Genomic DNA, 26,764 nt, shown 5'->3' on the forward strand with positions numbered 1-26,764 from the left:
TCCATGCGCAGCAGCAGCGCGACGACGCCCTCCGCCAACTCGCGCTCGCAGCCGACGCCCCGGGCGCGGTAATGGGCCGGATCCTCGCCGCCCCGGACGCCAAAGTCCAGGAGGTCAGGGTGCCCGGCGGCGGGACCCTGGTCCTCGCCCACTCGCGCCAGGACGCGGTGGCCGGCGTGGTGACGCTGGGCCTGCCTCAGCCGTCACAGGGGCACGTCTACGAGCTGTGGCTTGGGGACTCGTCCGGCAGCATGAAGCCGGCGGGCCTCGTGCAGGGCACCGGGACCACGTGGAACGAACTGGCAGGCGGAATCGGGTCCGCCACGGTGCTCGGCGTGACGGTCGAGCCGGCGGGCGGCTCGAAGCAGCCCACCACCGCGCCGATCGTCGTCCAGCAGTTCTCCTAGCCCCGGCCGCCCCCTTCTGGAGGGCCCGCGCAGATTGGTCCAATCCGTCTGCGCGGGCCCTCCGAACTATAGGTGCGGGAACACCGCACCGGCGCGTCAGACGGCACGCCGGGGACCTTCACAAGGAGACATCATGTCCACCTCAGTCGTCTCGAACCGCCGTACCGCAGTCCAGGTCGCCGCGACCGTCGTCGGCGCCGTCTTCCTCCTCGTCGGAGTGCTCGGCTTCATCCCGGGCATTACCTCCGGCCCCGGCCTCGCCTTCGCGGGCCAGCATTCGGAGGCGTACCTGCTCGGCCTGTTCCAGGTCTCGGTGCTGCACAACGTGGTCCACCTGCTCTTCGGCATCGCGGGCCTCGCGCTCGGCCGTTCCGCGGCCGGCTCGAAGGGCTTCCTCGTCTGGGGCGGCGCGATCTACCTCATCCTCTTCGTCTACGGCCTGGTGTTCGGCGGGGAGTCCGCCGGCAACTTCGTCCCGCTCAACGCCGCGGACAACGGGCTGCACCTCCTGCTCGGCGTGGGCATGCTCGTGATCGGCCTGATCCTCGGACGCACGCTTGCTCCGTCCCGCCAGGCCGCGGCCGGCCGCCGCTGACGCGGGCCGCCACGACCGTGGCGAGCCATCAGGGCCCCAGCCGCCCGCCCCTCCATCTGAAGGTCACCTCCTGAAGGTCATTGTCCTGACTTTGACCTCCTTGGGGTGACCTTCAGGACGTGACTCGCCCTGGGGCGCCCCCTGCTCACCGGCCTGCTGGTCGGGCGGGGCCGCACAACGGCCTTCGAGATCACGGCCGTCGATGCCTACGACGACGAGACCGCCTTGTGAGTAGCGGGCACCCCATGCGAACGGAGAGACATGACCGAGTCCGGGCAGCATCCGGCTCACGCGTGCTGGACGCATTGAGGAGGCCTCCGCCGCTGTGGCGGCGGAGGCCTCCTCAATGGTGGGTTCGGTTACCCGGGGGCTTTATCTGCGACTCGAAGTGACCGTGGAGTCCCGGTGTCAGTGGGAGAAGTTCTCTGAGATTTCGGCGAGGGTTCGCCCCTTCGTCTCAGGGGCGAGCCATTGCGAGAGGACTGCGCCGAGTAATGCGACGGCGGCGGCTGCGACCATGCTTGGGCCCATGCCGATGTTGCTGATCGCCCAGGGCAATGCGAAGGTGCCGAGTGCGGCTCCGATGCGGCTGAAGGCCGCGGCGAAGCCCATGCCGATCCCGCGCAGGTGGCCGGGGAAGACCTCGGCCGGATAGACCTGGGTCAGCGTGGTGTAGCCGGCATTGAAGTAGGAGAAGGCGAGGAACAGGACAAGCACGAGGATTGCCGGTGCGTTCCCCCACACTCCGATGATCAGCAGGATGCCTGCGCAGAGCCACTGCCCGGGCACGGTGAGGATTCGGCGGCCGAGCTTGTCAATCAGAAGCACAGTGGTGACAACGCCCGCGGTCGCAAGTGCGGACAGGCCGACTCCACCGGCCCAGCCGCCGCCGAAGCCGAAATGGGTGAGCACGTCGTCGGCGAAGGTCGCGATCGCGAAGTACGGAGTGACCGCGCAGAACCAGAAACCTGAGGTGAAGAGGGTGGCGCGCCAGTGCTGCCTCGAGAACAGCATTCCGACGGAGGCGCTCTTGATCTTTGTCCTGCCCTGCGCGGCCTGGGCCTCTTGGATCCTCCTCAGATCGATCTCTTCGGTGATGCTGTGGTGCATCTGGGGCGATTCGACGTATCTGCGTGCGATCGCGAGCGCTTCCTCGCGCCGTCCCTTTGTGATGAGCCAGCTCGGCGATTCGGGGAGGCCGAAGCGGGCGAGGAACAGGACCAGGGCGAGGATCGTACTCGTGCCGATGACGAGGCGCCAGGGGGTTCCGGCGTCGTGCAGGAGGGTGCCGATGATGAATGCCATCATGAAGCCGACGTACCAGGCGATCAGAGTCAGCCCGAGCAAGCGCCCGCGGAGCTTTGGAGGGGAGAACTCTGACAGCAGGGGTCCACCGATCGAGTACTCGCCGCCGATCGCGACGCCCATCAAGAACCGGATGACGGCCAGCTGGACCACGGCCCCGTCTCCGGAGGCTACAAAGAACTGGGCCGCTGAGGCGAGCAGGAACAGGCCCATGTCCACGAGGAACATGGGCTTGCGCCCGAACTTGTCAGTGGCCCAGCCAGCCAGCGGCGCGCCGACGAAGATACCTGCCAGCGGGCCTGCAGCGATCATCCCCAGGGACAGCGAGTCGAGCTGGAGATCTGACCGCATGGGTCCGGTGACGGGGCCGATGATTCCGAGGATGTAACCGTCGAGGAACATCCCGCCGATGAACACAGCGACAAGCCGCACCATGAAGCGGCGTTTGAACGTGGAGCTGGTCTCTTTTGAAATGGAGGCGTCGGCGGAGGCCGCCGTCCTGCTCGAATTGATCACTGAGATTCGTTCCCTTCTGGCTTCAGCGCAAAGCGCTGCCGGCACCCGAGCGCCGTTTCCTGGACGCATGGACAGCCGCAGCAGCCCTGAGCGACCGGCGGACGAGGCCGACTGGCTCGCTGCCAGCCGATATGGCCGGGCAGGACCCGGGAGATGACGTCGGCGTCGTCCCCAGGTTCCGGTGCTCCGCACTGCTTTGATCGACGGTGCTGCCACCTTTGATGGTCATAGACAGTTTCCTTTAGTGATTGGAGCTGCCGCATGGACGCTGACAACGCTGTGCGGTCCATGCGCGAGACGGGGCTCCCCTTTGATCGGGCGGAGTCCCGGGAGGGGGCACATCCGAGCAAGCTTCGTTCCGCCATGATCAACAACGTTCGCTCTGTGCAACAGATCGTGCGCTAGCTCACACTCGATGTCAAGGGTGTCGCTTGTGAAAGACGGAGTATGTACGCGTTCTTGCTTCTAGTTCCGGGGCATGCCGAAGCCCCACGTCAGGTGAAGCTCGGAATCGACGACGTCGAACGCCTGCCCGCCGTCCGGCCACCATGCCGATGGGAGGGCCCCGTCTTCCGAAAGCGGTGCTTCGATGGGGAATGCCTCCCCAGGTCTAAGTCCCACCGAAGCACCTTTCACGGAAGACGGGACGCCCGCTGCGAACGCTGAGCCCTAGAACATCGGCTCCTGGAACGCAGGCCTGCAGCGGCAGGTGGCTATGGCAGCTTGCCGATGGTCCCGGTGCCGACCGACCCGGCGTCGGACGGCGCCGCCCCGTTCGCGTGCTGTTCCGTCATGCTCAGCCGCGCAGCCGGGACATGGTGGGGTCGTACAGGGGATCCTGGGCCACTGTGGCCACGATGCGGCGGCCGAAGTACTCGATCTCCACCGAATCGCCGACTGAAACTTCGGCGGGCAGGTAGGAGTAGGCAATGGGCTTGCGGACGGAGTAGCCGTAGGCGGCGCTGGTGACGTAACCCACCGCCTGGCCCTTGTAGAACACCGGTTCCTTGCCCAGCACGAGGCTGCGGCCGTCGTCGACAGTGAGGCAGCGCAGGCGCCGCGCGGAGTTCTCCTCGGTGCGGCCCTCCAAGGCTGCTTTGCCCACGAAGTCGGCCTTGGCCATCTTCACTGCGAAACCGAGGCCAGCCTCGAAGGGGTCGTGCTCGGTGGTCATGTCGGAGCCCCAGGAACGGTAGCCCTTCTCCAGGCGGAGCGAGCTGAAAGCTGCGCGGCCTGCAGCGATGATGCCGAAGGGCTGGCCGGCCTTCCACAGCGCATCCCAGAGACGCTGGCCGTTGTCGGCGCTGGTGTACAGCTCCCAGCCCAGTTCACCGACGTAGGACAGGCGCATGGCTGTGACCGGGATGCCGCCGATGACAGCCCTCTTGGACCGGAAGTACTTCAGGCCGTCGTTGGAGAAGTCGTCGCTGCTGACCGCGCCGACCACCTCCCGGGCGAGCGGACCCCAGAGGCCGATGCAGCAGGTGCCGCCGGTGGTATCGCGCACCTGGACCCAGTCCCCGGCGCTGCCGCTTTCGGTCTGGTGGCGGGCTGCCCGCTCGAAGTAGGCGGTGTCGATGTTGCCGTTGGCGCCGAGCTGGAAGGTCTGCTCATCCAGACGGGCCACGGTGATGTCGCTTCGGACGCCGCCCTGGTCATCCAGCAGGAGCGTGTAGGTGACGGCTCCGGGCTTCTTGTTCAGGTCCCCCGTAGTCAGTTCCTGCAGCAGCTTCAGTGCGCCGGGTCCGGAGATCTCCAGGCGCTTGAGCGGGGTCATGTCGTACATGGCGACGGCAGTTCGCGTCTTCCATGCCTCGGCCGCGGCAATGGGGGAGCTGAACATGCCGGACCAAGAATCGCGAGCCGGCGGCTGCCAGTCCGCGGGCAGTTCCTTGAGCAGTTCGGCATTGGCCTCGAACCAGTAGGGCCGCTCCCAGCCGCCGCCTTCGAGGAAGAAGCCGCCCAGCTGCTGGTGGCGGGCGTGGAAGGGGCTGACGCGCAGGTTGCGCGGGGAAAGCTTGGGCTGCAGCGGGTGCAGGACGTCGTAGATTTCCACGAAGTTCTGCTGCGAGGTTTCGCTGACGTACTCGGGGGTCAGCTGCACTTCCTCGAAGCGGTGGATGTCGCAGTCGCCCAGGTCGATGGAGGACTTGCCGTCCACCAGCAGTTCGGCCACGGCCCGGGCGATACCGGCGGAGTGGGTGACCCAGACCGCCTCGGCCACGAAGAAGCCGTCCAATTCCTTGGACTCGCCCACCAGCGAGCCGCCGTCGGGGGTGAAGGAGAAGATGCCGTTGAAGCCGTCCTCGATCTCGCTCTCGCACAGGGCGGGCAGGATCTGCTTGGTGGCTTCCCAGGCCGGGAGGAAGTCCTCGAGGGTGAAGTCCAGACGGGAGGGCATGTTGTGTTCGCTGATTTCGGTCGGGTTGAAGCTGCCGAGCTCGTCCAGGTCCACGGGCATGGGTTTGTGGGCGTAGGAGCCGATGCCGTAGCGGTCGCCGTGTTCGCGGTAGTAGAGGTCCTGGTCTTGGTGGCGGAGGATGGGCAGCCGCGCGCCGTTGGGCAGCTCGTTCTTGCCCTGCTGTGCCGGAACCGGGGTGGTCTTGACGTACTGGTGGGCCAGGGGCAGCAGCGGCACCGACATGCCGATCAGCTCGCCGACCTTTGCGCCCCAGAAGCCGGCGCAGGAGACGACGATGTCAGCCGGGATCACGCCGTCGGGCGTCCGGACACCGGTGACGCGGCGGCCGGACTGCTCGATGCCAGTCACTTCGGTGTTGCCGACGTACTTTACGCCGGCCGCCTCGGTGCGCTTGATCAGCAGTTGGACCGCGCGGGCGGCGCTGGCCAGGCCGTCGCTGGGAACGTGGAGGCCGCCGAGGATCGCGTCCTCATTGATCAGGGGGTAGAGCTCCTTGCATTCAGCGGGGGAGAGGATGGAGCCCTCAATGCCCCATGAGGAGGCGTAGCCAAGCTTGCGCTTCAGGTCCGCGAGGCGGGTTTCGGTGGTGGCGACTTCCAGCCCTCCCACCTGGTTGAAGCAGCTGACGCCGTCCTCGGTGAGGGACAGGAGTTTCTGCACGGTGTACTTGGCGAACAGTGCCATGGACTTGGAGGGGTTGGTCTGGAAGACCAGGCCGGGGGCGTGGGACGTTGAACCGCCCGGCATGTTGAGGGGGCCTTGGTCCAGGACCGTGATGTTGGTCCACCCCTTCGTGACGAGTTCGTCCGCGAGGTTGGTGCCGACGATGCCGGCTCCGATGATGACAATGCGGGGCGTCGATTCCATAAGGTTCTCCTGCTGCTCTACGAATTAATGGGCGTGCCGGCGGTGCCCGCTACCGGAACACCACGGTGCTGGTCTCGTCCAGCAGGACGCGGTGCTGGCAGTGCCAGCGGACGGCGCGGGACAGGGCGAGTGCCTCGGCGTCCTGCCCGACGGTGGACAGGGCGGAGGGGCCGTAGCTGTGGTCTACCCGGATGACTTCCTGCTCAATGATCGGCCCCTCGTCCAGGTCGGCGGTGACGTAGTGCGCGGTGGCACCGATGAGCTTCACGCCGCGTGCGTGGGCCTGGTGGTAGGGCTTGGCACCCTTGAAGCCGGGGAGGAAGGAGTGGTGGATGTTGATCGCACGGCCTTCCAGCGAACGGCAGAGATCGTTTGAGAGCACCTGCATGTATCGGGCAAGGACAACCAGATCGACGTCGTATTCATCCACGAGCTCCAGAAGGCGGCGTTCGGCGTCAGCCTTGGTGTCCGGGGTGACCGGGATGTGGATGAATGGCAGGCCCGCAGCCTCGGCCATGGCACGGTGGGTCTCGTGGTTGGAGACCACGAGGACCAGCTCGCCGCCCAGGCTGCCGCCGCGCCAGCGGAAGATGAGGTCGTTGAGGCAGTGTCCGAACTTGGAGACCATGACCAGGACACGCTGCTGGGTCTGGTCGTGGAAGCTGAACTTCATGTCGAACCGCCGCGCGATGCCGCCGAACTCTTCTTCGAGCATGGCGGGGGTGTAGCTGGGGGATCCGGAGAAGGCGGTGCGCAGATGCAGCGTCTCGCGCAGGCTGTCGTCGAACTGCTGGTGTTCGTCGATGTTGAAGCCGCGCTCGAAGAGGAACGTGGTCACTGCCTGCACGATTCCGGCCTGCTCCCGGCACGACAGGGTCAGCACGAACTTCTGGGCGTGCTCGTCCTTGAGCTCCGGCCGGACAGCCGTGGCAGGTGCTGTTTCCATGAGGGGCATGTCCCTCCTCCTTCTAGACATATTCAAAGTCGAAGACTGATATATCAGATTGATGGCCAGCCATACTCGTCCGCAGGCAAGGCCTCCCTCAGGCCTTCTGCGTGCGGGGCGGAGGCACCGCTCCAGGGGAGCGTCTAGGCGTCGATGACCATGTCGGTGTGCGCTGTGGAACAGCAGGGGAGGAATTTGCCTGCGTCGATCTCCCGTTTGCGGATCCCGCCTTGGTGGTTCATCTCGACCTCCCCGGAAAGCTTGACGACCTTGCAGGAGCCGCACATGCCCTCCTTGCAGTTGGCGCCGATCCTGACGCCCGCCCGCTGCGCCACCTCGAGGATGTGCTGGTCGGGATCGATCCGCACATTGATGCCGGTGCGCATGAAGGACAGGGTGAGACTTCCCGTTCCGACCGTGTCGAAGCTCGAGGCATCGGGGGTTCCCGCCTCGGGCTCCGCGTCCGAACTGCCTTCGGGGGTTCGCCCGTCCGGGTCGGCGGTCTCGAGCGGCAGCCCCGTGGCCGGCAGGGTTCCATCCTCGTCGTAACCGGGCTCATAGAGCCCGAACGGGCTGGGCTGGCTTTCGTAGTAGTCCTCAGCGGAAGTGGCGATCTCCTCCGCGATCTCCTCCGCGATGTCCGCCGCGAGGGCGAGCTCAGCCTGGTACTCGAGGATGGTCTGGCGATCACCCGAGAAGAACTCCATGTAGATGGAGGTGTCGTCGACGCCCACCTTCTTGAGGAGTTCGGTGGCCCTGTTCAGGTAACCCTCGGGGCCGCAGGCATAGACCTGGCGGCCGTTTGCGTCCGGAGCAACCTGATCGATCATGGCGGCCGTCAGCCTTCCGCTGAGCCCTTCCCACCCGTCGGGTCTGCTGCGGTCGCCCAGGGAGTAGAAGACCTTGACGCGCGAGTCCACGGACGCGATGTAGGCCAGCTCCTGGTGGAAGGCGAAGCCGCCGGCTTCCGCGCCGTGGTAGAGCACCACGACATCGGCATGACCCGGCAGGGAGTGGATGGTCCGCACCATGGACATGATGGGGGTGATGCCCGCGCCGGCGGCCAGGAACAGATACCGTGCCCGCCGATCGGCGTCCGGCAGATGGAACGCCCCGACCGGGCCGAGCATGTCCAGGACGGTGCCGGGCCTGACGTTCTCATGCACCCACGGTGAAACGAGTCCCGTATTGTCGCGTTTCACGCTGATGCTGAAGGTCCACGGCTGGGTGGGCGAACTGGACAGCGAGTAGCTGCGGTCTACCGGCTCCTCGTCCTGGCCGTTGACGGGAAACGCGACGTTTACGTACTGGCCCGCACGGAATGCCAGGGGCGCACCGTCGCGGCGGCGGAACACGAAGGTCATCATGCCGCCTGCCTCGGGAACGGTCTCCACACATTCGGCCATGAACTCCTGCGGATGCCACGGGCCTAGGGCCCGCGCAGCGCTGGCAGGTCCTTCGATGCTGCCCATCACCCTGTTCCACGGCATTTCAAGGCCGCGGATGCGCTGTGGCTCCTGGATGTGTGTCTCAGCGAGGACGTCCGTCATGCCAAGTGCTCCTGCACACGCTGGACGTACCAGTTGATGAATGCCTCTACCTGGTATTCGCTCTTCATGTAGGGGCCGGGCTCGTACGCGGGGCTGGTAGCACCCTGCTGGCACAGCTCCACGAACGCCTTGTCCTGCAGGTTGGTCTGCTTCCAGGTGTAGGTGAGCTTGTCGAGGTCGTAGTCCACGCCCTCCTCGGCGTCGTCGGCCACCAGCCAGGTGGTGCGGACCAGCGACTGGTGTTCGTTGATGGGGAAGACGCCGAACGTGATGACGTGGTCGCCAAGGAAGTGGAACCAGCTGTTGGGCTGAAGGTGCATGGAGCAGCGGCCCAGGCGGAAGTCCGGGAGGTCACCGAGCAGCTTCTTGGAAAGCCGGCGCCCATCGGCCGAGAACGACTCGCCTTCGCCGTCCAGGGATTCGCGTGAGATGCGGATGCCGGCTATGCGGGTGTCAAGCTCCTCGACCACCCCGTAGGGCAGGCCGTAGCGGCGGCACCGCTCCTCGAGGGACGACTGGGCCTCCTTGTTGCGTTCCCACACTTCCTCGAGGTGGGCCGGGATAAGGCCCTCGGTCAGGCCCCAGGTGGGGAAGAGCGAGCATGCGAGTTCCGGGTGCCCGTCGCAGTGGTAGCACTCACGGTTGTTCTCCATGACGAGCTTCCAGTTGCCCTCTTCGATGATGTTCTGCTGGTAGGCGATCTTCGTCTTGGACAGGTCGTGGGGTGCGAGGTACGGCTCGAAGATCTTCGCGGTCTCGTCGAAGTCTGCGGGCGGCTCGTCAGCAATGCAGACGAAGATGAGTCCGGCAACCTCGCGGCTGTGGGCACGCTTGAGGGCGAAGCAGTTCTTGTCGAACTTCGCTTCACCGGGAGCGGAGGCGTGGATCAGGTTGCCCTCGGGGGAGTAGGTCCATGAGTGATAGCCGCAGACGAGGTTTCCGGTGGAACCGGCAGCCTCGGTCAGGACTCGGGCACCGCGGTGGCGGCATACGTTGTGCAGGACGTTGACGTCGCCGTCGTCATTGCGCAGGACGATCAGGGAGTAGGGGCCGTAGTCGACCGTGATGTAGTCGCCAGGCTCCGGCAGTTCGGCAATGCTGCCGGCAAAGATCCAGTGCTGGCCGAAAATTGCCTCCATGTCGATCTTGAAGAGCGTCGGATCGGTGTAGAAGGGGGCATCGAGTGAATATCCCTTACGCCGGAACTCAAACAGTGCAGCGATTTCCGCCAGCTTCTCTTCAGGCAAGGTCGAAGCGAGTTTTCCGCGTGAATTGAGGGGCGCGTTCACTGGAGCAGTCATTTATTCCTCCCGGGAGGGCTGGGTAAGTGTGGCTTCTGGGCGACTACGGCGGTGGGTGGAGGCAGCCGGCATCGTCGGGGAATGAAGTTGCGCGTTCAGGAGGAACGGCGAGGCGCGAGAAGGGGTCCCGCGGGCGGTGCTTGGAGCGAATCCATATCTGGCCCTTCGACGAACGTGCGTCCTACGCAACAACAATCAGCATGTGCAACAGCGTGACGTAGGCCACCCTCGCTGTCAAGGTATGACGGATGCGTTCTGAGACTCCGCAGGCGGGAGGCGACGGCCGGGCTCCGCCGGGGGGCGCCGAATTCTGGTCGTGCCTGCAATCGGCGGTTGACAGCGGCAAGGACGTCTCTGCGTCCTTGCCGCCGTTCCACCGGGTCAGCATGCAGGACCTCGACGCGTCCAGCGCTCCCCGCTGGGCATGGCCTCCAAGAACTAGGACACGAGCGGTGTCCTGGTTCCCACAGAGCACCAGGCCGGTGCGTTCCAGGGCTGGTAGAGGAAAAGGTTGGCGATGTCCCGCGCGCGGTAGAGTCCGGCTGGGCGACAGCGCCGACACCCCGAAGCTGGGCAGCGCCCACTGACCATCGAACGCAAGGAACCGGTCCCGGCCCCAGGGACACCCAAGGGCAACTGCAGACAGCTGATGGCCTTCGAAAACAGGCAATGGGCCCGAGTCATTGTGGCTTTGGGGCGATTGATGGTCCTAGCGCCGGGTGTAGCCCATGTTGGCGCTGACCTTGAGTCCGGCTTCCGTGAGCGTTTCCAGCAGGCCGGGGATCTTCTCGGGGTCGAACCGGAACGCGGGCCCCGAAATGCTGATGGCGCCCGTTACTTCGCCCTGGTGGTTGTAGACGGGCACCGCCACTGCATTCAGGCCGATCTCGAACTCCTCCCGCACTACCGCGTACCCTTTGGCGCCCACCTCGAGCAGCTGTGCATCCAGTTCTTTCCGGCTGGTGATGGTCTTGGCCGTGCGGGCTTTCAGTCCGGTCTCTTTCAGGATGCGGTCCCGGTCATCAGCACCCAGGGCAGCCAGGAGCACCTTCCCGCTGGAGGTGGCGTGCAGCGGCGTCAGGCTTCCCACCCAGTCATACGTTGCCAGTGTTGAGGGGCCCATGGCCTGGTCCACGTTGACGGCATAGTTGGACCGCAAGACGGCGAGGTTGACCGTTTCCTTGAACTCTTCGGCGAGGCTCTCCAGCACAGGCCGTGCCTCGTGGACCAGACTCAGCCGCCCCGGAATGGAGCTGGCCAGGCGGAGGATCCCAAACCCGAGCTCGTACTTGCCGCGGTCGCTGTTCTGGTGGACCATCCCACGGCTTACCAGCGACCCCATCAGCCGAGAGACGGTGGACTTGTGGATGCCCATCTCCTCGGCGATCTCACTGACGCCCGCGTGCCCTTCCCGCGCCAGGATCTCCAGGACAGTCAGCGCACGCTCCACGGACTGCACGCCGCCGGACTGGCCGCCCTCGACGTCGGTGTCTGATTCCGGTTCATTTTTAGGAGCCATACTTGATGATCCTATGCGGGGAATCGTGACGGCGGTGACAGCGCGCATAGGACTAGGCCGCAGAGGCGACCGGAACACTCGCTACCGCATTACTGCGGCCACCCAACAGTAAAACCTAGTTCAATACGAGCCTCTAAATCACGGTCCTCGTTGTGGCCCAAAGCCGGCCAGCCCCGGAGGTTTCCGGCGGACGCGTCAACTTCTTGACGGTGCCGGAATGCCCTTTGCCTGATCGAGCTCGCGCGCGATCGCTGAGCCGCGTCTCGGTTCAGCTCATCGTCGTTGGCGCCAAGCCAGGAGCGGCGCCCGGGGCGCCGCGGGAGGCCCGGCGCTAGAGGACGGTGCGGGCGGCCTGGATGAAGGCGCGGATGAGGCCGAGGTCCTTCACGCCGCGCGAGGACTCCACCCCGCTCGAGACGTCCACGCCGCCGGGTCGCAGCGCGGCGACCGCGTCGCCCACGTTGTGCGGGGACAGGCCGCCGGCCAGGGCCCAGAACCCGGCAGGCGCGGCGCCCAGCTCTTCCTCGGAGAACCGCTCGCCGGATCCCGGGACGGCGGCGTCGAGCAGGAGCCGGTCCGGTGAGGACCAGCCTGCGGCGGTGCGCCGCGTGTACTCGCCTGCGGAGAGGGCGCGGATCACGCGGAAGCCGGCCTCGCGGAGGGCATCGGCGGTCGCGTCGGGCTCGTCCCCGTGGAGCTGGACGGTGTCGACGCCGGCCTCCTGGGCGAGTGCGGCGACCTCCTCGAGCGTCTGGTCCCGGACCACCGCCACGGTCTCGACCTCGCGTCCCGCGCGGGCGGCGGCGTCCCGGGCGGCGGCCACGAGCCCGGCGGCCAGCCCGGCCCCGACCGTCCGGGGGCTCCCCGGCGCGAGGACGAACCCCACCGCGTCGGCCCCGGACTCGACCGCAGCCTCGACGGCCTCGGGCGTGGACAGCCCGCAGATCTTCACCCAGAGCATCAGGCGGCGCCCCCGCCCGCCGGGGCGCCCTCGGCGTGCTCGGCCTCGTAGCGGACCTTGATGGCCCCGCGCTTGACCTTCACCTCGAGGATGCGCACCCCTGCCAAGTCGGACAGCGACCGCACGTGCGTGCCGCCGCACGGCTCCGCGTTGACGCCCTCGATCGTCACCGTGCGGTGCCCGGTGGCGTCCACCGACGCCGAGACCGCCCCGCCCCGGGCGAGCACGGCGTCCATCTGCGCCTGGAGCTCGGTGCGCACTGCCTCCCGCAGCTCCGGGGTCGAGAGCTCGTCCTCGTGGCCCGCGGGATCGAAGTCCAGCCTCGCCTGCCCGGGGAAGTGCGAATGCCCCGAATGCTGCCAGCCGCGCGCCTCACCGAGATGGCCGAGGATGTGGCCGGCCGTGTGCAGCGCGGCGTGCCGGCGGCGCAGCCCCGCATCGATGCGGCAGACGACGGCGGCCCCCACCTCGGGCGCGGACGGCACGCCCGTGAGGACCACGAGTCCAGCATCGTCGCGCGCCGGGGCGACCGCCGCGCCGTCGAGCGTCCCCTCGTCCGAGGGCTGGCCGCCGCCCTTCGGGTGGAAGATGTTGGGGGACACGGCCGCCCACGCGCCGTCTTCGCCCGCCCCCGCGGCGATCACGGTCGCCGTCGCCTCGGTGAGGTAGGTGTCGTCGAAGTACGCGTTGGTCTGCTGGTCTACCGCCGTGCTCATCCTTCCAGTCTAGGCGGGGCCGTCCGGCGCGGGCCGGGGCCTCTGTCTCACCGGGAGCGCGGATGGGTAGTGTCGGGGCATGGGAGATCCGCACAGGACCGATCCGTGCCCGGCCGTGCCCGGCGGCGGCACGGCGACCGCCACCGCCTACTGGACCACCGGCCCTCGCCGCGGCGAACTGCGGCCCGAGCCCGTCCCGGAGCGGGGCGAGGGGGAGGCCCTGGTCCGCACCCTGTACTCGGGCCATTCGCGCGGTACCGAGAACCTCGTCCACGCGTGCAAGGTGCCGGAACGGGTCGCGGACCTCATGGAGGCCCCCCATCAGGAAGGCAGCTTCCCGGCCCCCGTGAAGTACGGCTACCTCTCGGTGGGCATCGTCGAGCGCGGCCCGGCCGACCTCGAGGGCCGCACCGTCTTCTGCCTGTACCCGCACCAGGACCGCTACGTGGTTCCGGTCGCGGACCTGACACCGGTGCCCGAAGGTGTGCCGCCGCGGCGCGCGCTCCTCGCCGGGGCCGTGGAGACGGCGGTCAATGCCCTCTGGGAGGCCGGTCCCCGCATCGGCGATCGGATCGCGGTGGTCGGCTGCGGGCTCATCGGGTCCTCCGCGGCCGCGCTCCTGCGCCGCTTCCCGCTGGACCGGCTCGAGGCCGTGGATCCCGATCCTGCCCGGGAAGGGCTCATGGACGCGCTCGGGGTCCGGCTCGTCGCACCCGAGGACGCCGCCGAGGACTGCGACATCGTCTTCCACGCCTCCGCGACGCCGGAGGGGCTCGCCCGCTGCCTCGAGATCGTGGGCGACGACGGCGAGGTGATCGAGCTGTCCTGGTACGGCGACCGCAGCGTGCAGGTCCCGCTCGGCGCCGACTTCCACGCCCGCCGCCTCTCGCTGCGCGCGAGCCAGGTGGGCCAGGTCGCCCAGCCCCGCCGCGTCCGGCGCACGACGGCGGAGCGCCTCGCCCTCGCGCTGCGCCTCCTCGAGGACCCGGCGTTCGACGCGTTCCTCGGCGAGCCCTCCGACTTCGCCGACCTGCCCGCCACCATGGACCGGCTCGCCCGGGGCGGCGACGTGGGCGGCGCCTGGCCCGGGCTGTGCCACGTGATCCGCTACCCGGGCGCCCCGTGACGCCGCCCGGTGGCCGAGACCAGCCGAAACCCAGCCCGTGACCGAAGGAGAGCCATGTTCAGCCTCACCGTCCGCGACCATGTGATGATCGCCCACAGCCTCCCGCGCCCCGCCTTCGGGCCCGCGCAGGGGCTGCACGGCGCCACCTTCGTGGTCGAGCTGACCGTGCGCGCCGAGGCGCTCGACGCGAACTCGACCGTGATGGACATCGGGGAGGCCTCCGAGCTCCTCTCGGCGGTCCTCGACGGACTGCGCTACCGCAACCTCGACGAGCACCCCGACTTCGCCGGCCGCCTCACCACCACCGAGGTCCTCGCCCAGCACATCGCCGTGGGCTCCGCAGAGCATCTGCGCCGCCTCGGGCACCTCACGGAGACCGAGGTCACCCTGCGCGAGAACCCGGACGCCTGGGCCTCGTACACCCTCGCGCTCGCCGGGGCGCCGGGCTCGGACCGCTGAGATGGGACGCCCCGGCGTCCCGGCGCCTTCCCCGGTCCGGATCCGACTCGTGGTGCCCGACGGCCTCGGCTACACCTCGGGCGGCACGGTCTACAACACCCGCCTCGCCGAGGCGCTGTCCGCGCTCGACGCCGACCTCGAGGTCGTCGCCGTGCCGGGAGCGTGGCCGGTGGGCTCCGCCGAGGACCGCCGCCGGCTCGCCGCCGCGCTCGTTCCCGGCAGCGGACCGGCCCATGTGCTGGTCGACGGGCTCCTCGCGCTGGGCGCCCCGGACGAGGTCGCCCCGGCCGCGGCCGCCGTGCGGGACGGCGGCGGCCGCCTCGGCATCCTCGTGCACCTGCTCCTCGCCGACGCCGCGGGGCTGTCCCGGGAGGAGGCCGAACGGCTCGCCGACCTGGAACGGCGCGCGCTCGCCGCGGCGGACGTGGCGATGGTCCCGAGCGACTTCTCCGCCCGGCGCCTCGCCGAACGCTACGGGATGGTGCCGCGGGTGGTGAGGCCCGGCGTCGTGGGCTCCCCGCCGTCGCCGGGCAGCCTCGCCCGCGGCGGGGCCCCGCACGTGCTGTGCCTCGCCGCGCTGCTGCCGGGGAAGGGGCAGCTGCGGCTCGTGCGCGCGCTCGCCGCGCTCCGGGACCGGCCCTGGACGCTGACGCTCGCCGGGTACGACGCCGCCGACCCCACCTACGCGCGCGCGGTGCGGGACGCGGCGGCGGACCTCGGCATCGCCGAGCGGGTGCTGGTCCCCGGCGAGCTGCGCGGCGACGCGCTCGAGGCCGAGTGGTCCGGCACGGACCTCACGGTGCTGGCATCACACCCGGAGACCTACGGGCTCGCGGTGGTGGAGTCGCTCGCGCGCGGCGTCCCCGCCATCGTCGCAGCGGGCACCGGGGCGGTCGAGGCGCTAGGGCTCTCCCTCGAGGGGGGCCTGGGAACGGCCGGGGCCGCGGTGGAGCCGCCCGGAGACGGGGACGCCGACGCCGACCCGCTCACCCGTGAGCTCGCGGGATGGCTCGACGACGCCTCGGTGCGGGCACGCTGGCGGGCCGCCGCGCTCGCGGCGAGGCCGCTGCTGCCCGGGTGGGAATCGACGGGGCGCGCGGTGCTCCGGGCGCTCAGCCCCGCCAGCGCAGGGTCATGAGGAACCCCACGATCGCGAGGCCGAAGCCGGCGAGGATGTTCCAGTTGCCGAGCTCGGGGAAGGGGAACAGGCCCTGGGTCACGTAGAACGTGATGATCCAGAGCAGGCCCACCACCATGAGGCCGAACATGACGTACTTGTACCACTGCGGCGTCGGGCCGGTCCCGCGCTGGGCGCGGCGCTGCCGCTTGGCCTTCTTCGCCGCCCTGCGCTCGGCCGCCTTGCGGTCGGCCGACCGGCGGTCAGCGGCCTTGGGCTCCGCTGCCTTCTTCGGCGCGGCCGCAGCCGGGTCCTGCTGGGGCTTGTCCGTCGACTCGGGCACTCGTCCTCCTCGGGGCCCGCCCGCCACGCAGCGGGGCCCGCTTGATATTCTGCTAAGCACCAACACGCTGCACCGCGGGTGCGGGCCGTGCGCTTCTGAGGCTCCAGTCTAGCCGCAGGGGGCGGCCGTTCCCGCGCCGGCCCGGACGGAACGGCTTCTTCACGCATGACCACCCGCATCCTCGTCATCGACAACTACGATTCGTTCGTCTACACGCTCGTCGGCTACCTCCAGCAGCTCGGTGCCGAGACGACCGTGGTGAGGAACGACGACGTCTCCCTCGCCGAGGCGATCGAGCTCGCCGCGGCCCGCGACGGCGTCCTCGTCTCGCCCGGGCCCGGCAACCCTGCCGAGGCCGGGGTGTGCATCGAGCTGATCAGGTGGTGCGGGGAGAGCAGCAAGCCGATGCTCGGGGTGTGCCTGGGCCACCAGGCCCTCGCCGAGGCCTATGGCGGCACGGTGACGCACGCGCCGGAGCTCATGCACGGGAAGACCTCTCTCGTCGAGCATGAGGGCAGGAGCGTGTTCGCCGGCCTTCCCTCGCCGTTCACCGCGACCCGCTACCACTCCCTCGCCGCGGTCGCGGACACCATCCCCGAGGTCCTCGAGGTCACCGCCCACACGCACTCCGGCGTGGTCATGGGCCTCGCGCACCGGACGGCGCCCCTGTGCGGCGTGCAGTTCCACCCCGAGAGCGTGCTCACCGAGGGCGGCTACCAGATGCTCGGCACGTGGCTCGAGTCCCTCGGCCTGGCCGGGGCCGCCGAGAAGGCCTCGCACCTGAGCCCCCTCATCACCGCCGGCTGACGGCGCCCGGATGATGCCGGACGGCTGAGCCGAGCCGGGGCTCAGCCGTTCCCGCCGCCCCGATGGCCCGGCGGGTTGCCGCTGTTGCCCGGGTTCGTGTCCGTCGGCGTCGGGCTCGGGGTGTCGCTGGGCGACGGCGAGGGGCTCGGCGCCGGGGGCGGCGGCGGGGCCTTCGCCACGATCAGGGTGACGGTCCCGCCCTGGTCCACGCTGCCGTCCGCGGCCGGGTCCTGGTACGTGACCGTCCCCGGCGCGGCGTTCGCGTTCTCCTGCTCCTGCACGGCGGCCTTGAGGCCGCGGTCCGCCAGGGCCTTCTGGGCGTCGGCGACGGCCATGCCGCGCAGGTTCGGCACGCTGACCTTGCCCGTGGAGACGGTCAGCTCCACCTCGGTGCCCAGGCCCACGGTCTGGCCGGCACCCGGGTTGGTGGCGATGACGGTACCGTACGGGGCCTTGGGATCGTTCGCGAGGATCGAGCGCGGCTTGATCTGGAGCCCCAGCGCCTGGAGCGTCGAGCGGGCGCCCGATTCGGTGGCGCCGATGATCGAGGTGGGGATCGTCGCGTTGGCCGGCCCGTCCGAGACCTCGAGCGAGATCGAGGCGCCCTTCGCGAGCTGGGTGCCCGCGTCGGGCACCGTGCGGATCGCTGTGCCCTTGGGCACCTTCGGGTCCTTGGGGTGGGAGATGTTCGGCTGCAGGCCCAGCGACTGGAGCTTGAGCGCGGCCTCGGTCTCGGACATGTTGGACACGGACGGTACGGTGATCATCTGCACCGCCGAGGGCTGGTTCATGTACTGGTACAGGAGCAGGCCACCGCCGGTCGCCACGAGCAGCGCCATGACCAGCAGCACCACGATCCACGTGCGCCGGCGGCCGCGTCCGCGGCGGGCGCGCTCCTCGTCGCGGGCGTCGTCGAACTCGATGAGGTCGGCTGCCGTCGGTGCGAACGCCGGGAACTCGCCCGTGTCCCCGAGGTGGGCCGAGGACTCGTCGGCGGCGCCGTCGGTGCCGCGGCTGTCGCGGCCTGCGCCCTCCTGGCCGTCCTCCGCGCCGACGAGGCCGACGGCGGCGGTCGGGATCCCGGCGTCGTCCGCCGGCCTGCGCACAGCGGCGGCAGCGGCGGCGGCCCCCGCCGCGGCCGCGGCCCCAGCGGTGCCCCGGCCGGGACGGCCCGGCACCACGACGCCTGCGCGCGCGCCCCGGAGCGCGCGCTGGAAGGCGGCGGCGCTCTGGAAGCGGTCGTCGGGGTCCTTCTCGAGGGCGCGGTCCAGCACGCTCTGCAGCGCGGGAGAGACGTCCGGGTTGAAGTCGGCGGCGGGCCGGGGCGCGGACTGGACGTGCTGGTAGGCCACGGACACGGCGGACTCGCCCACGAAGGGAGGCCGGCCGGTCAGGAGCTCGTAGAGGAGGCAGCCGGCGGAGTAGAGGTCGCTGCGGGCGTCCACGACCTTGCCCTGCGCCTGCTCGGGGGAGAGGTACTGCGCGGTGCCCACCACAGCCTGGGTCTGCGTGACGGTCGCGGAGGTGTCCGCGGTGGCCCTGGCGATCCCGAAGTCCATGACCTTCACGGTCCCGGGCTCGTTGCAGGCCATGACGTTGGCGGGCTTGATGTCCCGGTGGATGATGCCGTGCCGGTGGCTGTACTCGAGGGCGGAGAGCACGCCGAGCAGGGCATCGATGGAGTCGTCGACACTCGGGGTGCCCTCGCGGATCACGTCGCGCAGGGTCCGGCCCTCGACGTACTCCATGACGATGTACGGCACCGCGACGCTGTGCGGCGAGAGGGGGTCCGCGTTGTGCTCGCCGGTGTCGTACACGCCCACGATCGAGGGGTGGTTGAGCCCGGCGACCGCGCGCGCCTCCCGTTCGAAGCGGGCCCGGAACTGGCCGTCGCGGGCCATGTCCGGGCGCAGCATCTTCACCGCGACCCGGCGCCCCAGCCGCAGGTCGAGGCCCTCGTAGACGTCCGCCATCCCGCCCCGGCCGATCAGCTCGCCGAGCTCGTATCTGCCCGAGAGGACGACGGGAGCGGGCATGGGCTCGTCCTCTCGTTCCAGGGGCGGGTGGGCGGAATGGGTCACAGGGTCAGCTGCTCGGGGTGATCGGCAGCGTGGACGGCAGCGCGCCCGAGGTCTGCGACGGCGCCTGCGACTGCGCCGGGCTGCTCTTGGGCGGCGCGGAGGACTTCGGCGGCGCGGACGGAACCGTGACCGGCGGCTGGACGGAGAGGTAGGTGACGGTGACGGTCGAGCCGACCGTGACCTGCCCCGCGGGCGTGACGTCGGTGACCTGGCCCATCGTTCCAGTCTGCGACTGGACGGCGTTGAGTGCCACGTTCATGCCGAGCTCCTCGAGCTGTGACTTCACCTGAGTGTAGTTCTGCCCGATGTAGTTCGACGGGACGATCGTGACCGTGGCGGGCGCCGGCGGCGCCGTCGAGCTCGGTGGCTCGCTCGTGGGCGGGGCCGAGGTCGTGCTCGGGGCGGCGCTCGAACTGCTCGGTGCGCTCGAGGGCAGCGGGGACGGGCTGAACAGCCCCGCGTTCGAGAGCCACACGCCGATCACCACGAACAGGAGCAGGAGCAGCAGGGCCACGAGCGGCCAGGTGAGCGGGCTGCGCTTGCGCTGCTTGCGGGCGGCGGGGGGCTCGGGCTGCTCGTCGTCGTCCGGGGCGTAGAGCGGCTGGTGGGCGTCCTCGCTCGCCGAGACGCCGGCATCCGCGCCGCGGCCGCCCTCGCCCATGAGGGGCAGGGCCGACGTCGCGGGCGCGCCGCGCGAGGCCGAGGCACCCGCCGCTGCGGCGGCGGCGGCGGCCCCGGCGGCCAGGCCGGCGCCGCCGACCACGGCGGTCGGGGCCGTCTGGCGCTGCAGCTTCCCGGTCGAGACGGCGTTCATCGCCTCGGTCGAGTCGTCCTGGAGGAGCATGCCCGGCACGGCGGCCTGCGCGGCCCGGATATCGCCCCGGCGGATGGCCTCGGCCGCCTCCGCGAGCTTGATCGCGTTCGCGGGCCGGTTCCGCGGATCCTTGGACAGCATCGACATCAGCAGGGCGCGGACGGGCGCCGGGAGGTGCTCGGGCAGCGGCGGCGGGGCGTCGTTGACCTGGGCGAGCGCGATCGCGATCTGGCTCTCGCCCGAGAACGGGCGGTGGCCGGTCAGGCACTCGTAGCCGATCACGCCGAGAGAGTAGATGTCGCTCGAGCCGGTGGCCTGCTGGCCGGTGGCCTGCTCGGGCGCGAGGTACTGCGCCGTGCCCATGACCTGGCCGGTCTGCGTCAGCGGGACCTGGTCGGCGAGGCGGGCGATGCCGAAGTCCGTGACCTTGACCCGGTGGTCCGGGGTGATGAGCAGGTTTCCGGGCTTGACGTCCCGGTGCACGAGGCCCTGCCCGTGCGCGACGGCGAGGGCGCGGGCGGTCTGCGCGATGATGTTCAGGGTCCGGTCGGGGGACAGGACGCGCTCGCGCTCGAGGATGGCGCTGAGCGGCTCGCCCGGGACGAGCTCCATGACGAGGTATGCGGAGCCCTCGGCCTCGCCGTAGTCGAAGACATTGGCGATCCCGCTGTGGTTCAGCAGCGCGGTGTGGCGGGCCTCGGCACGGAACCGCTCGAGGAAGCTCGGGTCGCCGGCGTACTCCTCCTTGAGGATCTTGATCGCGACGACGCGTCCGAGCACCTCGTCCCGGGCACGCCACACCTCGCCCATGCCGCCGATGGCGATCCGGCTCTGCAGCTGGTACCTGCCGCCCAAGGTGATGCCTGACGTCGGTCTCACTTATTCAACACCGCCTCAAAGATCTTTCTCGCTGTCGGACTGGTCAGCGCGGCGCCCTGGTAGATGTCCACACCTTCCATCACCACGGTCACCTGAACCTGGGGGTTGTCTGCCGGGGCGAAGCCGGTGAACCAGGAGTTGTTCAGCATCTGGCCCTTGCTGTCGGTCACACCGAGCTCAGCCGTGCCGGTCTTGCCGGCCACCTTGACACCGGGGACCGCGGCCGCGCCGGCGATGCCCTGCGAGACCACGTCGGTCATCCACTCGGTGATCTGGCGGGCGATGTCCGGCGTCGTGGACGTGCGCAGCACCTCGGGCTTGGGCTCCGAGACGACATGGAGGTCCGGGGCCGTGATGCTCTTGACGAGCGAGGGCTTCATCTGGACGCCGCCGTTCGCGATCGCGCTCGTCACGAGGGCGATCTGCAGCGGGGAGGCCTTCACATCGAACTGGCCGATCGCGGACTGGGCGAGCTGCGCCTGGTTGAGCTTCTGCGGCCAGACCCCGGGGGAGTAGTCGAGATGCAGCTGGTCCCCGGCGTCCTGCCCGTAGCCGAATGCCGCCGCCTGCTTGCCGATCGCGTCCTGGCCCAGGTCGAGGGCGATCGACGCGAACGGCGTGTTGCAGGACTGCTCGAGCGCGAAGGCGAAGTCCGCCTTGTCCCGCGTGTAGCAGTTGCCGCCGGCGTAGTTGGGCAGCTGCGTGCTGGTCCCCGGCAGCGTCATCTGGGCCGGGTTGGGCAGGACCGAGTCCTTGTTGTACTTCCCCGAGGCCAGCGCCGCGGCCGTGTCCACGAGCTTGAACACCGAGCCCGGGGCCAGCAGCGCGCCGGTGGGCCCGCTGACGCCCTGGTTGAGGTTGATGCCCTGCTCGGACTGGATCTTCTGCATCGCCGCCGACGCCGCCGCCTGGTCCTGCGTGGCGATGAGGTTCGGGTCGTAGCTGGGCTTGGAGACCATGGCGATGATCGCCCCGGTCTTCGGGTTCGTCACCACGATCGAGCCGCGCTGGCCGTCGGGGATGAGATCGTAGGCGAGCTTCTGGATGGCCGGGTCGATCGTGAGCTCGACCGAGGCCCCCTGCGGCTGCTCGCCGAGGAAGAGCTGCCGGATCCGGTCCATGAGCAGCTCGTCGGAGCGGCCGGTGAGGGTCGAGTTCATCGTGTTCTCGAGGCCCGAGGAGCCGTACACGTTCGAGTAGAAGCCCGTGATGCCCGCGTAGAGGTCCTTGCCCGGGAAGGTGCGCTGGAACTTGCAGGTGTCGTTGCCGCTGGCCACGGACTGTGCGATCGGCTTTCCGGCCACGAGGATCGGCCCGCGTTCCTGGCAGAACGTCTGCAGGATCGCCCGGTTGTTCCAGGAGTTCTTGTTGAGGTCGTCCGCCCCGATCACCTGCACGTAGCTGATGGCACCGAGGATGAGGGCGAACATGACCGCGATCGCGATCCACGCATTCCTGATCGCCTGGTTCATCGGGTCCTCACCGCCTGCGTCGTCATGGTGTCTCCGGGCTGGGCCGGCTCGGTGTGCCGCGGGCCGCCGTCGGCCATCAGAGGTCCTTGGGCCACCGGCCTGCGGGCCGCGTTCGAGATCACGAGCAGCAGGGCCACGATGATCCAGTTCGCGAGCAGCGACGAGCCGCCCGCGGCGAGGAACGGCGTCGTCAGGCCCGTCAGCGGGATGAGCCGGGTGACGCCGCCGATGATCACGAAGACCTGCAGCCCGACCGCGGCCGAGAGCGCCGAGGCGAGGAGCTTGCCGAAGGAGTCGCGGGCGCCGAGGGCGGCGCGGAAGCCCCTCGTGACGAGCATGGCGTACAGCAGGACGATCGCGAACAGGCCCACGAGGCCCAGCTCCTCGCCGAACGAGGCCACGATCATGTCCGAGTGGGAGAACGGCACGAGGTCCGGGCGCCCCTGGCCGAGGCCGGTGCCGAGCAGGCCGCCGTTGGCCATGCCGAAGAGGCCCTGGACGATCTGGTAGCTGCTGCCCGAGGTGCGCCCGTAGACGTCAGGGGAGAATGCGTTGAGCCAGCCGTCGATGCGCAGACGGATGTGCGGCAGCGCGAGGCTCGCGGCCATCGCGCCCGCGAACATGAGCAGCACGCCCAGGATCGCCCAGCTCACGCGGCTCGTGGCGATGTAGATCGTCGAGATGAAGATGCCGAAGAACAGGATCGACATGCCGAGGTCGTGCTGGAAGATCAGGATGCCGATCGCGGCGAGCCAGGCCACCACCATCGGGCCGAGGTCCTTGAAGCGCGGCAGCTGGAGCTTCCCGATCCGGCGTCCCGCGAGCAGGATGAGGTCCCGGTTCGTGGAGAGGTAGCCGGCGAAGAACACGGCGATGGTGATCTTCGCGACCTCGCCGGGCTGGAACGTGGAGCCGGCCACGCGGATCCACACCTGGGCGCCGTTGATCTCGCCGGCGGTGATGCCGGGGACGAGGGGCAGCAGCAGCAGGACCGCGCTGACGATCAGGGAGATATAGGTGAACCGGCGCAGGACGCGGTGGTCGCGCAGGAACCACACGACGGCGATGGCCAGGACCATGCCCACCACCGTCCAGCGCGCCTGCGTGTTGCCGTAGTCGGTCTGCGGGGTGTCGAGCCGGTGGATCATCGCGAGGCCGAGCCCGTTGAGGGTGACCACGATCGGAAGGATGAGCGGATCGGCATACTTCGCGCGGAAGCGCAGCACCGCATGGATCGCCAGGGCCGGCCCGGCCAGGAGGGCCTCCTGGAGCCAGAAGTCACTGCCGAAGGCCGTGCCGTCCTGCAGGCCCTTCATGGTGTTCGCGCCGATGGACACGGCGAAGGCCAGGAGCAGGAGCAGGAGCTCCACGTTGCGCCGCGGCTTCTCCACGGTCTCGACGCCGCTCATCGGGTGCCTCCCAGGCAGGGGTCGGGGGTGGTGGTCGGGCTCGCGCTCGGGCTGCCGCTGGGCGCGGCGGAGCCGGACGCCGAGGGTTTCGCGCTGGCCGACGGCGACGCGCCGTGCGCCGCCGTGCTGGACGGCGCCGCGCTCGCGGTGGCACCCGAGCCGGGCAGGCAGCCCCTCGGGTCGGCCTGGATCGCATGCACGATGTCCTCGGCCGCCTCGAGGCCGTCCGCCGGCACGCCGGAATGGAGCCGCTGCTGCGTGTACGGGCTCAGCGAGTCGAGCGGGATGTTCGTGGCCGAGTGGACGTGCGAGAGGGAGATCGGGCCCAGCTGCTGCGAGACGCCGTTGTAGATGGCCACGCGGTTGTCGTACGCGCCGACGTAGTAGCGGGTCTGCGTCCAGGCGTACCCGAACCAGACGCCGAGGATGAGGGCCAGGGCGGCGATCGCGCCGAGGCCGATCCGGAACCAGCGCCGCACCGGGCGGGCCGGCGGGGTGGGCTCGTCCGCGTCCTCCTCGGGCTCCGGGCTGCGGTGTGTCAGGATCGCGGCGGCGCGGCGCGCGGCCGTGCGGCTCGCGACCGAGGGCAGCGAGCCCGTCTCGGCCGCCGAGGCGGCGGCGCCCACGAGTTCGTGCGGGCGGGAGTCGAGCTCCCGGCGCAGGACCTCCGCGGAGAGGTGGGCGCCGAGGTTGGGGTCCGTCTCCGGCTCCTCGCGGCCGGCGTCCTCGCCGCCGCCCTCGGGGGCGGGCGCCGCTCCGGCCTCTGCGGCGGCAGGCTCGGGGGACGCGGCCGGGGCCGGCTCCGTGGCGGGTGCCTCCTCGGCGGCGGGCTGCTCGCTTGCCTTGGCCCGGGGCGGGTTCGCGGCGGCCGCCGAGGTCACCGGGGTGCGGGCCGCGGCTGCTGCGGTGAGGCTCGCCGCGGCCGGCGCCTGCGCGGGAGGGGCGGCCTCGCCGTCGTCCTCGCCGGCGACGACGTCGGCGACGATGACGGTCACGTTGTCCGGCGCGCCCGCGGCGAGCGTGAGCTCGACGAGGCGGTCGGCGCACTCGGCCGGGTCCTCGATCTCCCGCAGGGTGCGGTGCACGAGTGGCAGGGGGACGTAGTTGAGCCCGTCGGAGCACAGGAGCCAGCGCTCGCCCTCGACCGCGGGGAACGTGGCGAGGTCCAGCTCGGGGCTCGCGTCCACGTCGCCGAGGACCCGCATGAGCACGTTCTTGTGCGGGTGGGTCTCCGCCTCCTCGGGCCGGAGGCGGCCCTCGTTGATGAGGCGCTGGACGAAGGTGTGGTCGGTGGAGACCTGCTCGATGTCGTTGCCGCGCAGCCGGTAGGCGCGCGAATCGCCGATGTGGGCGAACGCGAACGTCCCCTCGGACAGTAGGAGCGCCGTCACTGTGGTCCCCATCCCGGCCAGGAGCGGGTTGGCGCTGACGAGCTCGGACAGGAGCGAGTTCGCGGTCTGGATCTCGTCCGCGAGCTGGGTCGCCGCCTCGCCCTCCTCGTACCCGCCGTGGTCGAGGTGGATGAGGTCCAGGACCGTCGAGGCGCTGGCCACGTCGCCGCCGGCGTGGCCGCCCATGCCGTCGGCGACCACCATGAGATGACGACCCGCGTAGGCGGAGTCGTCGTTCTTGGAGCGCAGCCGGCCCACGTCGGAGCGGGCCGCGTAGCGCAGGATCAGCGGGGCCTCTGGCAAGGTCAGGGCCTCAGCTCGATCACAGTCTTGCCGATGCGGATCGGCACGTTCAGCTCGACGGGCTGGGCGCGGGTGAGCTGCTGGTCGGCGAGGTAGGTGCCGTTCGTGGACCCGAGGTCCTCGATGAACCAGCGGCTGCCCTGCGGGAACAGGCGCGCATGGCGGCCGGAGGCGTAGTCGTCCTCGAGGACGAGCGTGGCCTCCTGGGCGCGCCCGAGCAGCACGGGGCTGCCCTCGAGCGGAAGGCTCGTCCCGGCGAGGGGCCCCTCGACGACGACGAGGCGGTGGGCCTGCTGGCGCGCGGGCGGCTCGGCGAGCTCGGGGTTCCGCCGCACCTGGCGGGCCGTGGGTGCGCCGGTCTTGTTCCGCCGGCCGACGGCGAGGTCACGGCGCATGGCGCCCACGACGCTGAAGACGAGCAGCCACAGCAGCAGGAGGAACCCGAGCCGCAGCGCGGTGAGCGTCAGCTCGTTCACGCGTTCCCTCCCCGGGGTGCCGGAAGCATGCGGAAGACGATCTTGGTGCGTCCCATGGTGATGGTGGTCCCGTCGTGGAGAACGGCGCTGCCCTCGATGCGGTGGCCGTTGATGTAGCTGCCGTTGGTCGAGCCGAGGTCCACCGCGTAGGCCGTGCCGCCGTCGGTGCGGATCTCGAGGTGCCGGCGGGACACCCCCGTGTCGTCGACGACGATGTCCGCCTCGTTCGAGCGGCCCAGCACCACCGAGTCCGCGTTGACGGAGTACCGCTGACCGTCGATCTCCAGCACGGGCGAGAGCCGCACGGGCTGGCGGGTCGGGGCGGCGGGGAGGTTCGGCCGGGAGTCGTTCCGCTCGGTGCGGGAGTCGACCTCGAACTGGCCGGGCTTGAGCGCCGCATCGTGCCGGAACGTGAAGCGGACCGGGCCCTGCAGCGTGTAGCCCTGCGAGCGGGCGTGCCTGACGGCCACGTCGCACAGCTCCTCCGCGAGCGGCTGGCCCCAGCCGCGGGCCCGCTCGAAGTCCGCGTCCGAGAGGTGCGCCTCGAAGACGTTGGGAGCGAGCGTGCGCCCCTGGTCGATCGAGAAGGCCTGGCGGTCCATCTCGCGGCGCAGCCTGCTGGCGATCTCCACCGGCTGCACCTGGCCCTTCGAACCCGTCGAGAAGACGCCGTGGACGGCCTTCTCAATGCCGCGCTCAAGCCTGTCGAGCAGTCCCATGGCCCCTCCTTCCAGGTCCAGGGCCCGCGGGTGCGGGCGCAGTGCCACAGCTTCACGGAGCTGCGCACGCTGCGTGCACAGTCCTCATCCGATACTACTGGGCGCCTCTGGGTGCCGTCTGAACCGCGGTGTACCGACCGCGTAACGGCGCTTCCCCCGGCGCGCCGTCCCCTATCCTCGCCCATGCCGACGGCCTCCGCGGGCAATTTCGCAATCCGCGGACCGCTCGGCTATGCTGGTTCTCGCTGCTTTCGCAGGGTCGG

The 26,764-nt window shown here is 69.9% G+C and carries 22 protein-coding genes; 6 read left to right on the forward strand and 16 right to left on the reverse strand.

What is annotated here, in order from left to right; translation table 11 throughout:
- On the forward strand, positions 1-407 hold a 407-nt coding region (locus ACYVKZ_RS14690), incomplete at its 5' end, for an anti-sigma factor (RefSeq protein ID WP_460992978.1).
- A 133-nt stretch (positions 408-540) separates the two neighbouring features.
- Entirely contained in the window at positions 541-1,002 is a 462-nt protein-coding gene (locus ACYVKZ_RS14695; protein ID WP_460992979.1) for a DUF4383 domain-containing protein, read from the forward strand.
- Between the two features lie 408 nt (positions 1,003-1,410).
- On the opposite strand, the gene ACYVKZ_RS14700 is transcribed toward ACYVKZ_RS14695, so the two are convergent.
- From ACYVKZ_RS14700 to ACYVKZ_RS14735, 8 genes are all read right to left on the reverse strand, one after another.
- On the reverse strand, positions 1,411-2,823 hold the full coding sequence (locus tag ACYVKZ_RS14700) for an MFS transporter (protein WP_460992980.1): 1,413 nt from the start codon (positions 2,821-2,823) through the stop codon (positions 1,411-1,413).
- Positions 2,824-3,619: 796 nt separating this feature from the next.
- Positions 3,620-6,112: a GcvT family protein gene (locus tag ACYVKZ_RS14705; RefSeq protein ID WP_460992981.1), complete on the reverse strand. Its 2,493-nt coding sequence runs from the start codon at positions 6,110-6,112 to the stop codon at positions 3,620-3,622.
- A gap of 49 nt (positions 6,113-6,161) precedes the next feature.
- Positions 6,162-7,067, reverse strand: coding sequence for a formyltetrahydrofolate deformylase (purU, locus tag ACYVKZ_RS14710; RefSeq protein WP_460992982.1), 906 nt, complete (start codon positions 7,065-7,067; stop codon positions 6,162-6,164).
- A 134-nt stretch (positions 7,068-7,201) separates the two neighbouring features.
- Complete coding sequence (locus ACYVKZ_RS14715; RefSeq protein ID WP_460992983.1) at positions 7,202-8,608, reverse strand: ferredoxin reductase; 1,407 nt, start codon at positions 8,606-8,608, stop codon at positions 7,202-7,204.
- Positions 8,605-9,909: an aromatic ring-hydroxylating oxygenase subunit alpha gene (locus ACYVKZ_RS14720; RefSeq protein ID WP_460992984.1), complete on the reverse strand. Its 1,305-nt coding sequence runs from the start codon at positions 9,907-9,909 to the stop codon at positions 8,605-8,607. The genes ACYVKZ_RS14715 and ACYVKZ_RS14720 overlap by 4 nt, the downstream gene beginning before the upstream one ends.
- A 709-nt stretch (positions 9,910-10,618) precedes the next feature.
- Entirely contained in the window at positions 10,619-11,428 is an 810-nt protein-coding gene (locus tag ACYVKZ_RS14725; RefSeq protein WP_460992985.1) for an IclR family transcriptional regulator, read from the reverse strand.
- Between the two features lie 331 nt (positions 11,429-11,759).
- Positions 11,760-12,389, reverse strand: coding sequence for a phosphoribosylanthranilate isomerase (locus ACYVKZ_RS14730; protein ID WP_460992986.1), 630 nt, complete (start codon positions 12,387-12,389; stop codon positions 11,760-11,762).
- A complete protein-coding gene (locus ACYVKZ_RS14735; protein ID WP_460992987.1) occupies positions 12,389-13,105 on the reverse strand; it encodes an alanyl-tRNA editing protein in 717 nt (238 codons plus the stop codon). The genes ACYVKZ_RS14730 and ACYVKZ_RS14735 overlap by 1 nt, the downstream gene beginning before the upstream one ends.
- A 79-nt stretch (positions 13,106-13,184) precedes the next feature.
- On the opposite strand from ACYVKZ_RS14735, the gene ACYVKZ_RS14740 reads away from it, so the two are divergent.
- Genes ACYVKZ_RS14740 through ACYVKZ_RS14750 form a run of 3 tightly spaced genes read left to right on the forward strand, consistent with a single transcriptional unit; the run spans position 13,185 to position 15,828 of the window.
- Positions 13,185-14,231 (forward strand): zinc-dependent alcohol dehydrogenase, encoded by a 1,047-nt coding sequence (locus ACYVKZ_RS14740; RefSeq protein ID WP_460992989.1) that lies wholly within the window; start codon positions 13,185-13,187, stop codon positions 14,229-14,231.
- Positions 14,232-14,285: 54 nt separating this feature from the next.
- Positions 14,286-14,690: a 6-pyruvoyl trahydropterin synthase family protein gene (locus tag ACYVKZ_RS14745; RefSeq protein ID WP_460992990.1), complete on the forward strand. Its 405-nt coding sequence runs from the start codon at positions 14,286-14,288 to the stop codon at positions 14,688-14,690.
- A 1-nt stretch (position 14,691) separates the two neighbouring features.
- On the forward strand, positions 14,692-15,828 hold the full coding sequence (locus ACYVKZ_RS14750) for a glycosyltransferase family 4 protein (RefSeq protein ID WP_460992991.1): 1,137 nt from the start codon (positions 14,692-14,694) through the stop codon (positions 15,826-15,828).
- On the opposite strand, the gene ACYVKZ_RS14755 is transcribed toward ACYVKZ_RS14750, so the two are convergent.
- Positions 15,803-16,150: a cell division protein CrgA gene (locus tag ACYVKZ_RS14755; protein ID WP_460992992.1), complete on the reverse strand. Its 348-nt coding sequence runs from the start codon at positions 16,148-16,150 to the stop codon at positions 15,803-15,805. The two genes, ACYVKZ_RS14750 and ACYVKZ_RS14755, sit on opposite strands and share 26 nt — an antisense overlap.
- Before the next feature lie 165 nt (positions 16,151-16,315).
- On the opposite strand from ACYVKZ_RS14755, the gene ACYVKZ_RS14760 reads away from it, so the two are divergent.
- On the forward strand, positions 16,316-16,957 hold the full coding sequence (locus tag ACYVKZ_RS14760; RefSeq protein WP_460992993.1) for an aminodeoxychorismate/anthranilate synthase component II: 642 nt from the start codon (positions 16,316-16,318) through the stop codon (positions 16,955-16,957).
- Positions 16,958-16,998: 41 nt separating this feature from the next.
- On the opposite strand, the gene pknB is transcribed toward ACYVKZ_RS14760, so the two are convergent.
- From pknB to ACYVKZ_RS14795, 7 genes are read right to left on the reverse strand one after another with little or no spacing between them, the layout of a single operon-like run.
- On the reverse strand, positions 16,999-18,993 hold the full coding sequence (gene pknB / locus ACYVKZ_RS14765; RefSeq protein WP_460992994.1) for a Stk1 family PASTA domain-containing Ser/Thr kinase: 1,995 nt from the start codon (positions 18,991-18,993) through the stop codon (positions 16,999-17,001).
- A gap of 49 nt (positions 18,994-19,042) precedes the next feature.
- Positions 19,043-20,731, reverse strand: a complete 1,689-nt coding sequence (locus ACYVKZ_RS14770; protein ID WP_460992995.1) for a serine/threonine protein kinase — start codon at positions 20,729-20,731, stop codon at positions 19,043-19,045.
- The gene (locus tag ACYVKZ_RS14775; RefSeq protein WP_460992996.1) at positions 20,728-22,203 is read right to left on the reverse strand and encodes a peptidoglycan D,D-transpeptidase FtsI family protein; all 1,476 of its coding nucleotides are present in this window, start codon (positions 22,201-22,203) and stop codon (positions 20,728-20,730) included. Before ACYVKZ_RS14775 ends, ACYVKZ_RS14770 begins: the two co-directional genes overlap by 4 nt.
- Complete coding sequence (locus ACYVKZ_RS14780; RefSeq protein WP_460992997.1) at positions 22,200-23,612, reverse strand: FtsW/RodA/SpoVE family cell cycle protein; 1,413 nt, start codon at positions 23,610-23,612, stop codon at positions 22,200-22,202. The genes ACYVKZ_RS14775 and ACYVKZ_RS14780 overlap by 4 nt, the downstream gene beginning before the upstream one ends.
- Complete coding sequence (locus ACYVKZ_RS14785) at positions 23,609-25,306, reverse strand: PP2C family protein-serine/threonine phosphatase (RefSeq protein ID WP_460992998.1); 1,698 nt, start codon at positions 25,304-25,306, stop codon at positions 23,609-23,611. The genes ACYVKZ_RS14780 and ACYVKZ_RS14785 overlap by 4 nt, the downstream gene beginning before the upstream one ends.
- A 2-nt stretch (positions 25,307-25,308) precedes the next feature.
- Entirely contained in the window at positions 25,309-25,782 is a 474-nt protein-coding gene (locus tag ACYVKZ_RS14790; protein ID WP_307114013.1) for an FHA domain-containing protein FhaB/FipA, read from the reverse strand.
- Positions 25,779-26,501, reverse strand: coding sequence for an FhaA domain-containing protein (locus ACYVKZ_RS14795; protein ID WP_460992999.1), 723 nt, complete (start codon positions 26,499-26,501; stop codon positions 25,779-25,781). Before ACYVKZ_RS14795 ends, ACYVKZ_RS14790 begins: the two co-directional genes overlap by 4 nt.
- Positions 26,502-26,764: the final 263 nt, after the last annotated feature.

The organism is Sinomonas soli, assembly GCF_054782415.1.

Bases quoted from the DNA above. Each gene is read 5' to 3' on its own strand.
- ACYVKZ_RS14695 (WP_460992979.1), top strand. From the start codon at position 541: ATGTCCACCTCAGTCGTCTCGAACCGCCGTACCGCAGTCCAGGTCGCC.
- ACYVKZ_RS14705 (WP_460992981.1), bottom strand. From the start codon at position 6,112: ATGGAATCGACGCCCCGCATTGTCATCATCGGAGCCGGCATCGTCGGC.
- purU (WP_460992982.1), bottom strand. From the start codon at position 7,067: ATGCCCCTCATGGAAACAGCACCTGCCACGGCTGTCCGGCCGGAGCTC.
- ACYVKZ_RS14715 (WP_460992983.1), bottom strand. From the start codon at position 8,608: ATGACGGACGTCCTCGCTGAGACACACATCCAGGAGCCACAGCGCATC.
- ACYVKZ_RS14720 (WP_460992984.1), bottom strand. From the start codon at position 9,909: ATGACTGCTCCAGTGAACGCGCCCCTCAATTCACGCGGAAAACTCGCT.
- ACYVKZ_RS14725 (WP_460992985.1), bottom strand. From the start codon at position 11,428: ATGGCTCCTAAAAATGAACCGGAATCAGACACCGACGTCGAGGGCGGC.
- ACYVKZ_RS14730 (WP_460992986.1), bottom strand. From the start codon at position 12,389: ATGCTCTGGGTGAAGATCTGCGGGCTGTCCACGCCCGAGGCCGTCGAG.
- ACYVKZ_RS14735 (WP_460992987.1), bottom strand. From the start codon at position 13,105: ATGAGCACGGCGGTAGACCAGCAGACCAACGCGTACTTCGACGACACC.
- ACYVKZ_RS14740 (WP_460992989.1), top strand. From the start codon at position 13,185: ATGGGAGATCCGCACAGGACCGATCCGTGCCCGGCCGTGCCCGGCGGC.
- ACYVKZ_RS14745 (WP_460992990.1), top strand. From the start codon at position 14,286: ATGTTCAGCCTCACCGTCCGCGACCATGTGATGATCGCCCACAGCCTC.
- ACYVKZ_RS14750 (WP_460992991.1), top strand. From the start codon at position 14,692: ATGGGACGCCCCGGCGTCCCGGCGCCTTCCCCGGTCCGGATCCGACTC.
- ACYVKZ_RS14760 (WP_460992993.1), top strand. From the start codon at position 16,316: ATGACCACCCGCATCCTCGTCATCGACAACTACGATTCGTTCGTCTAC.
- pknB (WP_460992994.1), bottom strand. From the start codon at position 18,993: ATGCCCGCTCCCGTCGTCCTCTCGGGCAGATACGAGCTCGGCGAGCTG.
- ACYVKZ_RS14775 (WP_460992996.1), bottom strand. From the start codon at position 22,203: ATGAACCAGGCGATCAGGAATGCGTGGATCGCGATCGCGGTCATGTTC.
- ACYVKZ_RS14780 (WP_460992997.1), bottom strand. From the start codon at position 23,612: ATGAGCGGCGTCGAGACCGTGGAGAAGCCGCGGCGCAACGTGGAGCTC.
- ACYVKZ_RS14795 (WP_460992999.1), bottom strand. From the start codon at position 26,501: ATGGGACTGCTCGACAGGCTTGAGCGCGGCATTGAGAAGGCCGTCCAC.